This is a genomic window from Thalassotalea euphylliae (genome assembly GCF_003390395.1).
Taxonomy (GTDB): Bacteria; Pseudomonadota; Gammaproteobacteria; order Enterobacterales; family Alteromonadaceae; genus Thalassotalea_F; species Thalassotalea_F euphylliae_C.
On record NZ_QUOV01000001.1, the window covers coordinates 3,250,349 to 3,264,247 of the forward strand.

Below are 13,899 nucleotides of genomic sequence, written 5' to 3' on the forward strand. Positions count from 1 at the left end.
TCCACTTTGTGACACTTATATTACAGCCAACAAACTAAAATAAATTGCTCAAAAGGATGGAGAAAAAGGCGCTTGAAGCACGCCTTTTTGATGGTGTTATCACCGGCGAAAAGGTGATTATGCAACCTCTGTACAGGAGGTTTTACACCGACGTCACAGAGTTTTCTTCAAAGACAATGGAAAATTCACTGCCTTGCTGCCAGCGACTACTAATCACTAACTCGGCATTGTGATGATGCAGCACGTGTTTGACAATTGCTAAACCTAAACCTGAACCGCCAGTATTACGCGAACGTGACTTATCAACCCGATAAAAACGCTCAGTCAGCCGGTTGACATCTTCAGGGCGAATGCCTGGGCCATTGTCTTTCACCGTAAATTTCGCTTTGCTGCCATAGCGCTGCCACGATACCAAGATTTCACCACCTTCCTGCGTATAGGCAATGGCGTTTGACAACAAGTTGGCAAAGGCACTTTTAATTTCTGTATCAATACCGAGAATGCCTAAGCCATCGGCGATTTCAGCGCTGATAGCATGTTTCTTCTCTTGGTTAAGCCAATGCGCGTCTTTAAGCAGTTGTTGTAGTATTTCAGGAACGTTTAAAACCTGCTTAATTTCATCATCAGTATTGACTTCAACTCTTGATAACACCAAAAGCTGTTCAACCAAGCGATCCATACGAGACACTTGCCCCTCAATAACATCAATCGCTTGCTGCCAATGTGGTGCTAAGCTGCTGCCATCAGCTTGGATCATTTCAACATAACCACGCATTACCGTCAGCGGTGTTTTTAGCTCGTGCGAGACATTAGCGACAAAGTCACGGCGCATCTCTTCAACGCGATGCACTTTACTCACATCACGCGCAAGCAACAATAAATCGCCTTTGCCGTAATCCATAAAGCGCAATTCTAATTGAATATCCGTATTGACTGGCGAAGCCAACAAACAAGGGTTTTCAAAGTCGCCTTTGTCTAAGTAGTGGGCAAATTCTGGTGCACGTAGCAAATTGTCAATGCGTTGACCCTGGTCGCCTGGCCAGCGAACACCTAAAAACTTCGCTGCACGCTTGTTGCTCCATTGAATCGTTAAATCGCTGCCCAGCACAACGCCACCATCAGGAATTGCTTCAGCGCCATCTCGAAAGCGGCGAATGCGCTCATTCAAGCGCTTTTGTTTCTTTCGATGTTTGCGCACTAATCGATCTAAGCCATCAAAAATTCTCCCCCAAAGGCCATCTGCCTCTGGTGGTGATATTGACTTAGTGCGCCAAAGCCAGGTCGACAAAGTAAAAATGTATTTATATTGATACGCTATTATCGCTAACGCGACTAACAGCATTACAAAGAAAACGTGCCCTATTAGAAAACCTAATAGAGCACTGATAGAGAAAATAAAGACAAGTTTAACAACAACTTGTCGTGTAGAAATTCTAAAGGGCATACAACTAGTTTAGTATCTTTCCGGAAAACCGATAGCCGGCTCCACGCACAGTTTGAATAAAGTCTTCATGACCATGGCCAGAAATTGCTTTGCGTAGGCGACGAATATGAACATCAACGGTTCTGTCTTCCACGTAAACATTTGTTCCCCAAACATTATCAAGCAATTGCTCACGCGAATATACGCGCTCTGTATGAGTCATAAAGAAGTGTAGCAAGCGAAATTCGGTTGGACCTAGATCAAGATCACTATTATTGATAGTAACGCGATGTGCCACTGGATCTAACTTCATGCCATGAAATTCAATCGCCTCTTCCAACGCCGTTGGTGAAACGCGACGAATAACTGCCTTGATACGAGCGATTAGCTCTTTTGGCGAAAACGGCTTGGTAACGTAATCATCGACGCCAGCGTCAAAGCCTTTTACTTTGTCTTCTTCATCGGCACGCGCCGTTAGCATAATAATTGGAATGTTGCGCGTATATTCGTTTTGCTTCAAGGTTTTAGCTAACTTTACGCCAGTGCCACCAGGTAACATCCAATCAAGTAGAATCAAATCTGGATACGGTTCAACTACCTTAGCCATCGCTTGATCAATATCTTGCGCTTCTATTGCATTAAAGCCATTTTGCTCTAATACAAAAGTTATCATTTCCCTGATAGGGGCTTCATCCTCAACCACTAAGATTTGTCTGTTCATTCAAAATGTACCTGAAATAACTTAATCAATAATTAGCTCGCCACATCACTGAATGGGTTATCAATAATAGAAATTGAACAATGCTAATTATTGATTCAGTCATTAAAACAATAATTAACTCGACTCTACATTCCCACTATTATTACAGAAATACTGTGACTAGCTCTAGTTAATAAGTCCATTGTGATAAACTTTGATTACACTTTTATTACACTACAAGCAATAACTGCAATCGTCGCGTAATATCAAAATTCACAAGGCCGTTAGCTAAAGTGAGCCAACGCAAGCGTCCAAATACATAGCTAATACATATGACTGATTAAGCAATTTACTAAATGATTTAATCAATAAAAATTGCAATAAAAAAGCCGCACAGGGCGGCTTTTCTTATTTCAAACTAACAACGTGGATTAGAATTTGTATTCTACACCAACTGCTAAGTAATCTTCGTCAGCTTGGCTATCCATATCAAATGATGTGAAGTAACCGAATACTTTTGTGCTTTTCGCTAACTTGTAGTCAGCACCAACTGTGAAGCCAGACTTGTCGTCACCGCCATCAGTGTCAGCAGTTTGAACTTGTGCTTTAAGGTCTAAGTTCTTCATAACGCTGTATTTAGCAGAAACCATGAAGCCGTCTGTTTCAAAGTCGCTATCAACTTTCTCTTGAGTTTGAGCAATAGCACCTAAAGTAACACCAGCCACTTTAGTTGAAGCAACAATACGCGCTACGTCGTAACCATTAACTTCTGAGTCAACAGCAACTGCTGCGTAGAATTTTGACTTCTTAAGGCCAGCATCACCGTATGCTAATGAAGCAGAAATACCGTCTTCAGCATCAAGGCTGTCTTCAGCAATGTATGTTAGTGCTAATTTGAAGTTGGCAAATTTTGGCGACTTGTAAGTGATGGTGTCAGCAAGACGGTTTTCACCTTTCCAAATTTGCTTAATATCACCATCAAGGTCGCTGAATAAATCTACTTTACCTTGAGCTTTTTTCAATGCTGTATCGTTTTTACCTAACAATACTTCACCGAAACCACCTTTAAGGCCAACGTATTGATTACGAGAACTAATGTTGTCATCGCTATCACCGTCCATATCAACTTTGAACTCAGCTTTGTAAACAACTTCTAAACCATGACGTAACTCGTGGCTACCTTTTAAGCCAATGCGAGAGTTATGGCTTTTAACTTCAGTGAAAGAACCTTCGCCTTCGTCAGAGTTTTGCACTGTTAAAATAGCTTTACCGTATACATCAACAGTAGCCGCAGAAGCTGCGAATGAAGAAGCAGAAAGAATCGCTAAAGCGATAGCTTGCTTTGTAAATTTCATGCTCATTACCTTTAAATCAATAGGCGGTTTTCAATTGCCGCGCATTGTGACAACCCTATGTGACACTTTTATTACAGTGTGTATTTTTTTTGAAACTTTTATGACTTTTTAAAGTCTTTTGCGTTGCAATATTGTTACAAGCCGCTGATTGTAATGAACAATTACCTTTATTGCACGCAATCACTGAAATTGAGGAAGACATGTATTCAGAAACCGAACAAGCGAAAAAAGGCTGTTAACTTAACGTAAAGTGGCTAGAATCAAATACTAAGAATAAGAACCCGAAAGGCACTCAATGAAGGTTACCAGTATATCACGTAAGCTATTGGCGCGTGTGCTGTCGTTATACTTTGTTCTCACACTTATCGTTACTTGTGTTCAGATTGCGGCGGAGTATTACAACGCCAAAAGCCACATTAACAGCGAATTATTAACGCTTGAAAAAACATTCAGCGGTAGTTTAACGCGTGCGGTATGGGAGTTAAATACACAGCAAGCTATTGATATTGCAGAAGGCTTAGTCGCTATTCCCATGATCAAAGGGATTAAGGTAACCGACGAAAATAACCAAATAATCACCGAGCTAGGTGAAACACAAGCGCTTAACGGGCAAGACTTTGACAACACCCTGATCGATATAAACGCTGAGCGGCATCTTGATATGGGAACGCTCGCGGGTCGCTCATTTGGCCACACGTTTCCGCTAGTTTTCGAGTTTTCTGGCCGCACCACTACGGTTGGCTCTGTCACTTTATTATCTAGTAACGAGGTTATTTTTAATCGCATCGAAGTGGGTATTTACTTTTTAATCGGCAATGCCATGGTAAAAACCGCAGCGTTAGTGATCCTATTTAGCCTTGCCTTTAACAAGCTCCTTACTGTACCACTTAGCGGCTTAACTGAGCAGCTTAACCGGCTAGACCTTGACGACCCTGAAGCGTCAAAATTTCACTCTGCGAACTTTGAAAGAAACGAGTTAAATATACTGGAAGATGCGTACAACAACCTGATTGACGAATTAGTGCAATTTAAAGAAAAGCTTGCTCTAGCACAGACCGACTTATTGAACGCCAACCAACAGTTAGATGAACAGAACCTATTATTGGAACAAGAAGTTGCGAAAAAAACCTCATCTTTGAGTACCAGTATGCTGCGCATGGAGATGCAGCAAAGAGAGTTACTAAAACAACAAGAGCAACTAACCGAAGAAAACCAACGCCGTAAAAAAACAGAGCTAACCTTAACGCAAACCAACCGCGACCTAAAAGACTCTATTATTGAACTAAATAAAGCGCAGGCGCGATTACTAGACGCGGAAAAAATGGCGGTACTTGGTAATTTGTCGGCAGAAGTATCACACGAAATAAATACGCCTATCGGGGTAAGTATCACTTCGACTAGCTATTTGTCAGATCTGCTTAATAAATTAAAGCGTGATGTTAATGAACAAGTGATCACCAAACGCAGCATGGACGATTTTTTATTAAATGCCGAGCAAAGTATCAATTTATTGCTCAATAACCTGAACCGTGCCTCTGATTTAATTGCCAGCTATAAACAAGTCGCCGTTGACCAAACCAGCGATAAAATTCGCCCAATTAATATGGCTCAATATGTTGATGAAGTCATTCAATCGCTGCACCCAAAACTCAAGAAAACGACCCACCGCGTGAAAGTAAACTGTCCAGGAAATATCGATGTTCATGTCCATACTGGTGCAATTTCGCAAATATTCACGAATTTAATCATCAACTCAATTATTCACGGCTTTGATGGCTTAAATCGCGGCGAAATTCAAATAGATATTAGCTACCAGCAGGATCGCATTTATATTGATTACCGTGACAATGGCCACGGCGTAAAACCAGAAGCCCTGCCCTATTTGTTTGAACCGTTTTACACCACCAAATCAAGTGAAGGCGGCACAGGTCTTGGCACTAATATTGTCCATAGCCTAGTCACTGACACATTAAATGGTGTGATTCGTGCCGAAAGTGAGCCCGGCCAAGGGCTAGCTTTTCATATTGAATTTAACAATATGAAGTAATTCACCTAAAACGACCATTCAAATCGGGAGATTCGCGTAGTTAAAACCAACCCGCATAAATAAATGTTCACTCAGCATATTATTATGCGGATTGGTACAAATTACGGTATGATCTCGGCCGTTTTCATATTTACCCTAAAAGGATAGCTTTGATGTGGTTTAAAAACCTTTACTTCTTCGCTTTTACACGCCCATTTAAATGGAGCGAACAAGAACTAGAACAGCATTTAGCGGAGCACCCGTACACACCATGTGCATCGACAGAGCAATCTCACTTTGGTTGGGTAAACGCACTTGGTAAGCATGGCAACACGCTAGTACATGGCGCAAACGGCAATTTTTTAATGTGTGCACGCAAAGAAGAAAAAATTCTACCTGCTCCTGTCATAAAAGAAATGCTTGAAGAACGCTGCGCCAAGCTTGAAGAGGAGCAAGGGCGAAGTGCAACGAAAAAAGAAAAAGAACAATTTAAAGAAGACATCACCTTTGAATTATTACCCCGCGCTTTTAGCCGTTTCAGCGACACTCACGGTTATGTTTCGCCACAGCACAACATTATCGTAGTGAACTCAAGTTCTCGCGGCAAAGCCGAAGACTTTCTTGCCCTGCTTCGAAAAGTACTAGGTACGCTGCCAGTCACTAGCTTTAGCCCTGACCAAGCGCCAGATGAAGTCATGACAGATTGGATCACCGAGCGCAGCTTAGGGGAAAACTTCCAACTTGGTATGGAAGCTGAATTCAATGCATTGGGTGATGACGGAGCGGTTGTTCGCGTTAAAAACCAAGACCTGACCAGCGATGAAATCAAAACGCATATTGATGCGGAAAAATACGCGGTAAAAGTTGCCCTAGAGTGGGATGAAGCGATGTCATGTATTCTTTGTGATGACTTGGCTGTGAAACGCTTAAAGTTCTTTGATGTACTGCATGAACAAAACGACGACATTGATAAAGACGATATCGTTGCGCGCCTTGATGCCGATTTTGCGTTAATGTCTGGTGAAATAAATCGTTTCATCACCGATTTGTTAGCAGAATTCTCGTTGAAAACGACTGACTATCTTGATGACGAAGATAAGTAATATCATTAATTTAAGTTAATAAAACTAGCGTAGCCCCAATGGCTGCACTTAATTGATTATCCCACTAAAAAAGCCGCATATGCGGCTTTTTTGATCATTTTTTAACTGGAATAGACATCAAAGCTATATAAACATTGAGCGGGCACTTTCGTACATTTCGATAAACTCTTCAGTTTTCATAAAGCCTTCATCCGGCATAATGCCTTTCCCTACATAGCTTCTCAGTAAAGCTTCTTGAGTAGACTCATTTTTGAAAATTCCGTGATACACAGCACCAGCACGAATAAAGTCCAAATAATGTACTTCTGTTGGCAATACCGTTAAATCACTCCAACTTTCCACTAGTTCACTAAATTCTTCAGAAAAACCCCAAGCTTGAGTTACAGCTGCCCCAATTTTACTACCCAGCTTAACAATCGCCTGCTGCAAGAACGTTGGGTTAGCAAAAACATCAGGGTGATTTTCAGCTTCGGTTAATATCGGTAAAACGCCAATATTATGTACCAGTGCACCAAGCGCTAAGGTATCTAACCCAAGTGACGTGTGTTTGTTGTCTTTTAGATAAAAAGTCATTAAGGCAATAGCCACAGACGTGACATCTATGGTTTTTTGCCATGAGTTTTTCATATGCATAGCGACAATTTCATTCTCAGATACGAAAACTTGCTCAATTGCCATGGCGGTCGCAATACTTTTAATTTCTCGTAAGCCAATTCGGGTAACCGCTTGGTTAACCGTTTCAACTTTAACTGAACGACCCATTAGTGCGCTGTTAGCGACCTTAAGCATACCAATTGATAATGCAGGGTCTTGCGAGATGATATCGCTCATGCGATTTAAATTAATGTCAGGATCATCAGCCGCTTCACGCACTTTTAGTGCAATCTCAGGTAAGGTAGGTAAAACGAGTGCATCATGCTTAATTTTTTCCACTAAAATGGTGTACAGAGCATTTTCCGTAGACATGAATTATCCTTATGTTTTGATATGCTTATCTAAAAAAGTAGCACAGTTATCACTATTTCGACGAGTTAATTTTTACGGATTTATTCAGTACTAAACAAACAGTAAATAGTCACAACTTAACCCAGCACACAAAACTTGATTTACATCAAACTTTCCTCAAGTAAGTGACTCACATATACATATTTAATTGCCGTTTGTTTTTCAGCCACTAGAATGTGCGAACTTTTACGTTCCCATAATTTATAGAAGTTGTTATATGTTTAAGCCAGAACTGTTATCACCGGCAGGAAGCCTTAAAAACATGCGTTATGCCTTTGCATACGGTGCGGATGCTGTATATGCAGGCCAACCTAGATATTCTTTACGCGTAAGAAACAACGAATTTAATCACCAAAACCTAGCACAAGGTATTCAAGAAGCCCATCAGCTGGGTAAAAAGTTTTATGTGGTCAACAACATAGCACCTCATAACAGTAAATTGAAAACTTTTATTAAAGACCTTAAGCCTGTCATCGAAATGCAACCAGATGCGATGATTATGTCTGATCCTGGTCTTATCATGATGACCAAAGAAGCATTTCCTGATATGCCATTGCACTTATCAGTGCAAGCGAATGCCGTAAACTGGGCAACAGTGAAGTTCTGGCAGCAGCAAGGCATAGATCGCGTCATTTTATCGAGAGAATTATCGCTCGATGAAATTGAAGAGATTCGTATGCGTTGCCCAGAAATGGAAATTGAAGTTTTCGTACACGGTGCACTTTGCATGGCGTACTCAGGCCGCTGTTTATTATCAGGCTATATGAATAAACGCGATCCAAACCAAGGTACCTGCACCAATGCTTGTCGCTGGAACTACAACGTTCATTCGGCAACACAAACTGAAACAGGTGATGTCATTGCCAGTGCACCTGTAGAGTTTGATCCGCAAGCGGGTAAAGGCTTTGATGATGTCGTGCTGATTCAAGAGCAACATAAGCCGGATGAGTACATGCCTGCGTTTGAAGATGAACATGGCACTTACATTATGAACTCGAAAGATCTACGTGCTGTAGAACATGTAGAGCGACTGGTGAAAATGGGCGTGCACTCGTTAAAAATTGAAGGTCGTACAAAGTCATTCTATTACTGTGCGCGTACTGCACGTGTTTACAATCAAGCGATATTAGACGCTATGGCAGGCCAATCATTTGACCAGCAACTTAACGGTGAGCTTGAGCACTTAGCACATCGCGGTTACACCGCAGGCTTCTTACAGCGCCACAAGCACACTGAAACACAAAACTATGACTATGGTTATTCAAAAAGTGACACCCAACAGTTTGTTGGTGAAGTGCTTGGCCGCAACGAAGACAATGGCTTAATTGAAATTGAAGTGAAGAATAAGTTCTTGGTCGGTGACGAACTTGAGTTAATGACGCCAGATGGCTGTCAGACCTTCACTTTAACACACATGGAGTCACGCAAAGGTGAAGTTATTCGTGATGCCAAAGGTTCAGGCCATATCGTCAACATTTCGCTCGATACCGAGATGAAACTTGATTTCGGCATATTAATGCGAAACCTGGACAATGGTGAGACAACTCGTCATCCGTTTTCGCAAAATCAAGCAGCCGGTCAATCTGCATAGCTACTGACAGGAGCACCTCACAATGGCACTGAAGATTTTAGCGAGTTGTATTAACTGCGATATGTGTGACCCTGAGTGCCCAAACCAGGCGATTACATTAGGTGAAGAAGTCTATGAAATCGACCCTGCCCGCTGTACAGAGTGTTTAGGGCATTACGATGAACCAACGTGTGTCAAAGTATGCCCTATCGACTGTGTCGTGCCAGACCCTGAGCATGAAGAAACCGAGGAAACCTTGGTGAAAAAGTTTGAGCTTCTATATCAGCTCGACGTCAAGTCCGCATAACAAGCGTTATTTAAATTTACCGCTACTAGAAGTAGTAGCGGTAACCTATCTGGAATTGGCGCTCAATTAGTTCAATTGGTTGATCGAGATAAGCACGGGCTTGGCGATCAGAATCAATCCAATTATATTCCGCCAGCATAAAGCTCTTTTTGTTCAAACGGTAGCGGTAAGCAATAGAAATAGCGTTACCATTTTCGTTGTTGTTGTCACCTTGAGTATCATCGAGGTCATCAACGTTAAAGTGTTCTAATCGCAGTGCAAGGTGATGATTTGACCAAAAATGACGAAGCATCAAAAAGCCACTGTCGTAATCATTATTAACAACATCTTCAAACGTTGGTGATGTCATATAGGTGCTACCTTGCATATACTGCCCAATCACTTCCCATTGCTTGGCTAAGCGGTACTTAACCCCGATATGACTAAACTCGGTTGTCCAAGTGTATTGCCCTTGCTTGACAATACCCTCTTGCGCATGGTTATCGTAATAACCGACATTTACTCGCAACGCTCTGTCATATCGCCATGACGCAGCGACATGAACGCCCCAGCGATCATCCAGCTCACGAAATGGATCTGAGTCGTGCGCTTGCTCAGCTAATTCGCCAATTAATGCAGGAAAATAGGGAATGCGGAGTTTTTCGTGAAGCAGTGTTTGACGACTGCCAATTGTCCAGCCATGCCAAGCTAACATAGCACCAGCTGGGTCATTATTTTGAAATAAAGAAACAGTTGCGCCAAACGAATGCGCTGAGTTGGTAAATTTACCTAGCTTCTCAAGGGTTAGTTGTCCGCCAGTGCTTCTTAGCTCTTCACCAATCCAATTATTGATTGCACTGGAAGTTAGGGTGTAAGGAGTAGACCAAGCAGTGGCAATGTTTTCCATACTGATCTGTGGATAAAATATGCCTAATTTAGATTGCCAACGCCAACCTTTTTCACTAGGTACACCTTTATATGATATGTAACCTTCGGTAAAGCCAATAGCGCTGTTTCCTCGATCAGCAAAACCATTACCGACCAAGGTCAAAGAAACGTTATTTTCCCAATCGACGTGGTATTGAAGCCCTAGCTGACCAACAGCAACACCTGCACCGTCATCAAAACGGAACTTTCCATAATCTCCTTTTAAGTAGCTATTTCCATCTGCGCTACTGTTAACATTGTAAAATCGTAAATCGACAAGTCCTTTTATGGAGGCATCAGCTGCCACAGCTGTGCCACTTAGCATTAGTCCTGAAAATGCTAAAACCTTAAAAAGCGATTGATGCATTTAATTTTTCGTTCTGCTTATATGGTATGGGGTATTCTCAATCCATTGCTCAAATACGTCAGCGGGTAATGGTTTACTGATGAAATATCCCTGTGCTAATTGGCACCCTTGCGCTTTTAACCACAGCAAGGCTGTTTCGTCTTCAATGCCTTCAGCCACCACAGAAAGCCCCATATTATGTGCAAGTTCTAAAGTTGACCGTACTATTATCTTATCACTTTCATCAGTTGAAAGGTGTTGAACAAATGACCGATCGATCTTTAATTCATGAACAGGCAAATGTTTTAGCTGTGCCAGCGATGAGTAACCCGTACCGTAATCATCTATTGATAGCTTAAAGCCGTGTTCACGCAAGTAACAAAGGATCTCTGTTGCTTTTTGTGCGTCTTCAACCACCGCCTCCTCAGTTACTTCCAAGGTAATTGCGTTGTCACATAGCTGGTGTTGCTCTTTAAGGCTGATAACATAATCAGGATAAGACTTGTCCATGATATTAGCAGCAGAAATATTGATCGCGATATTGATATCAAAACCCATTTTTTGCCAGCTAACATACTGGCTTACTGCGGCATTCGTCACCCATCGTGTTAACGCATCCATTTGCCCAGTTTTCTCAGCAATGCTAATAAAAGCATCCGGTGGAATCAGTCCTTTCTCTGGGTGCTGCCAACGCACTAAAGCTTCAACATGGCTTATTGTCATGTCAGAAAGCCTAAGCTTTGGTTGATAGAATAGCGTTAGTTCATCCTGCTCAATCGCTTGTTTTAAACTATTGGTTAGGAATAAGCGTTCAACAGCATGTTGGTCGAACTGCGGATCGTAGACTTGATAGGCTTGCTTATTCTTTTTGGCATGCTGCAAAGCGACATTAGACTTTTGCAGCAATTCAGTTTCATCGCCGCCATTATGCAATGAAGAAATCGCGACACCAACCGCAAATTGTAAATGCAAGCTTATGTTCTCGTATTGGCAACGAATAGTTAACTGAGCAAGCAATTGTTCAATCAGCGGCTCTACTTCTTGCATATCAGCTAACAATACAAAATTTTCACCGCCAAGATGGAAGCACGAAAGCCCTAACTGTGTTTTAACTATGCGCTCAGCAACTTCATTAATCACCTCGTCCCCAACCTGATAACCCAAGGTATCGGTAATATCTTCTGCGCCCAAGTAGCAAAGCTGGATAACAATAAAATCTTGCTGAGCTTGTTTACGCTTAGCTAATGATTTGAGTAACGAGTTGCGGTTCGGTAAGTGTGAAAGTGAATCGTGGAATGCTTGGAAGCTTATCGTTTGCTCACGAGAAACAATGGCCTCAGTCATATGGTTAAATTCATCAGAGAGCTCTTTAAGCTCTTTACTACCATCAACCGCAACGCTTTTGTCGTAATTCCCTTGTGATATTAATTTCACTTGGCTTACTAGCTGCGTAATCGGTTGGGTTAAGCCACGTGCAATTGCTACTGCGCCAATGACTGAAAGAGCAACTGTCAGTGCAATAAGCAGTGCTAAACGCAACCATTCAACACCGATACTTGCTAACAAGTCTGCTTTTGACTTATAAAGCACAGCATTAATATTGGAATCAACCAACTGCCCTACTAGCACCTCTTCGTGGACATAAGCGCCATCGTCGTTTTTAAGAATATTGCCGATGCTAACTATGCCATCGCTCAATCGCTTGTATTGGTTGGCTGCAATCAGCTCTGAGCTTTCACCATCATTGAGCACAAACGCAATATTAACATCAGTAAGGTTCGCTAAATCTAGGGCGAGGTCTTCATCAATCAAATAACCAAAACCAATCCAACCGATATCGCGGCTACCACTTTTTATCGGTGCCAAGCTTAACTGATATAATCTATCGTTTAGCTTGATTAGCTGGGTATTGGCCTCGGCAAATAATTCTCGCTCTTGGCTAAAATACGCACCTTGCCCTTTACCAACAACAACACGTGTTTTGCCTTCAGGCGTTTTAAGGGTGACAAGTTGCGCAAACACTAACCCATCATTATCAATCGCCATCGCAAGATCACTATTAATGCGTTTTCTATGATTGTTAAGCGCAACTAAAAAGCTTTTGTTATCTTCTTGCAGGACTGATTTAAGGCCGTAGTCTTTAGCGGCTGTTTCAGCGAACGCTGATAAATAATAGCTACGATTGGTAAACTGGGTTTCAAAAACATCTTTTGCGTTGCTAAGACGATTTGTTAATTGGATGTCCTCAAGCTGTTTACTAGCTTGAAAGGTAGAAAAAAAGGATACCAGTTGAACAACCAAGAGCAAAAATAGAAACAGACTTAAAATTTTGCTCTGAATGCTACGGATTTTAAAAAAAGACATACGTGCTTAGTACTCTTCTAAAAAGTCAAACTCTTCTTGGTTCTCTTGCAATGGGATTGGCAAAAGTTTATCGGCTAATCGCACTTGATAAGTATTACTTAAGGTACTTTCATTAATCACGGTGATACTGCTTTGCTGGTGATTGTCATTGTCTAGCTGCGGATGCCAAACAGACACTTGGTATTCCCCCTGATTAGCCAGCACAAAGCTAACAATTCCTTGGTCGTTAGTTTTTCCGAAATAAGGAGTATCGACCACTAGTGCATAGCCACTCATCCAATCGTGGATATTACATCCCATAGCGATTTCTTCTGTCGCCTGCATAGCTTCAGTATTTTTGCTTTTACCCGCTTTTAATTTGAACTCAAAGCGGTTTTCACCCGAAACAGAGTAAATATGGTGGGTAATATCATCGCGATTACTAAACTGGATAGTTTGCCCTTTTTGCATCACGCTTAAATACGGTGCAAACTTTTTTCCTTTCTGGTCGACAATCAACTGCTCGGTATTAGCTGCTAAGCCTTCAATCCCGTTTGTTGGCGTGATAAAAACAACAATATCTTGTTGCGGTTGGCCACTTTTATTCAACACTTGTACATTGAAATCGTTTGCCCACAAAGGTGCTGAACTCAATGCGCAGGCAAAAAATATAAATAATCTATTCAATTCAAATTCCACTATGTTAATTAGCGACTACGGAGAATAGTTAATGCTACCGATTATGCTCAACAGAAAAAGGTGAGCTAATGTCAGCACTATAACAGCTAATCTAGTCGCTAGCAGTTAAACCTTAG

11 protein-coding genes are annotated in these 13,899 nt (G+C 41.6%); 4 read left to right on the top strand and 7 right to left on the bottom strand.

Translation table 11 applies throughout. From position 1 onward, the window contains the following. Positions 1–142: 142 nt before the first annotated feature. From phoR to DXX92_RS14445, 3 genes are all read right to left on the bottom strand, one after another. Positions 143–1,444, bottom strand: a complete 1,302-nt coding sequence (phoR, locus tag DXX92_RS14435; protein ID WP_116001078.1) for a phosphate regulon sensor histidine kinase PhoR — start codon at positions 1,442–1,444, stop codon at positions 143–145. Positions 1,445–1,448: 4 nt separating this feature from the next. Continuing rightward, entirely contained in the window at positions 1,449–2,144 is a 696-nt protein-coding gene (phoB, locus tag DXX92_RS14440; RefSeq protein WP_116001079.1) for a phosphate regulon transcriptional regulator PhoB, read from the bottom strand. Between the two features lie 410 nt (positions 2,145–2,554). Further along, positions 2,555–3,478 carry a porin gene (locus DXX92_RS14445; RefSeq protein ID WP_116001080.1) on the bottom strand — a complete coding sequence of 308 codons (924 nt, stop codon included), beginning with the start codon at positions 3,476–3,478 and terminating at the stop codon, positions 2,555–2,557. 295 nt (positions 3,479–3,773) lie between these two features. Between DXX92_RS14445 and DXX92_RS14450 the strand changes: the two genes are divergently transcribed. Beyond that, positions 3,774–5,525, top strand: a complete 1,752-nt coding sequence (locus tag DXX92_RS14450; RefSeq protein ID WP_116001081.1) for a sensor histidine kinase — start codon at positions 3,774–3,776, stop codon at positions 5,523–5,525. 152 nt (positions 5,526–5,677) lie between these two features. Next, positions 5,678–6,607: a recombination-associated protein RdgC gene (gene rdgC / locus DXX92_RS14455; RefSeq protein WP_116001082.1), complete on the top strand. Its 930-nt coding sequence runs from the start codon at positions 5,678–5,680 to the stop codon at positions 6,605–6,607. Positions 6,608–6,730: 123 nt separating this feature from the next. Here rdgC and DXX92_RS14460 read toward each other — a convergent pair whose 3' ends face one another. Next, positions 6,731–7,573, bottom strand: coding sequence for an HDOD domain-containing protein (locus DXX92_RS14460; RefSeq protein WP_116001083.1), 843 nt, complete (start codon positions 7,571–7,573; stop codon positions 6,731–6,733). 256 nt (positions 7,574–7,829) lie between these two features. Here DXX92_RS14460 and yegQ point away from each other — a divergent pair, with 256 nt between their 5' ends. Next, positions 7,830–9,203 (top strand): tRNA 5-hydroxyuridine modification protein YegQ, encoded by a 1,374-nt coding sequence (gene yegQ, locus DXX92_RS14465; RefSeq protein ID WP_116001084.1) that lies wholly within the window; start codon positions 7,830–7,832, stop codon positions 9,201–9,203. Positions 9,204–9,225: 22 nt separating this feature from the next. Continuing rightward, complete coding sequence (locus DXX92_RS14470) at positions 9,226–9,489, top strand: YfhL family 4Fe-4S dicluster ferredoxin (protein ID WP_116001085.1); 264 nt, start codon at positions 9,226–9,228, stop codon at positions 9,487–9,489. 25 nt (positions 9,490–9,514) lie between these two features. Here the strand turns inward: DXX92_RS14470 and DXX92_RS14475 are convergent, their stop codons facing one another. The 3 genes from DXX92_RS14475 to DXX92_RS14485 are packed head-to-tail and all read right to left on the bottom strand — an operon-like array spanning position 9,515 to position 13,771. Continuing rightward, positions 9,515–10,762, bottom strand: coding sequence for a hypothetical protein (locus DXX92_RS14475; RefSeq protein ID WP_116001086.1), 1,248 nt, complete (start codon positions 10,760–10,762; stop codon positions 9,515–9,517). Next, positions 10,763–13,105, bottom strand: coding sequence for a bifunctional diguanylate cyclase/phosphodiesterase (locus tag DXX92_RS14480; RefSeq protein WP_116001087.1), 2,343 nt, complete (start codon positions 13,103–13,105; stop codon positions 10,763–10,765). Positions 13,106–13,111: 6 nt separating this feature from the next. Next, positions 13,112–13,771 carry a hypothetical protein gene (locus tag DXX92_RS14485; protein WP_147301969.1) on the bottom strand — a complete coding sequence of 220 codons (660 nt, stop codon included), beginning with the start codon at positions 13,769–13,771 and terminating at the stop codon, positions 13,112–13,114. Positions 13,772–13,899: the final 128 nt, after the last annotated feature.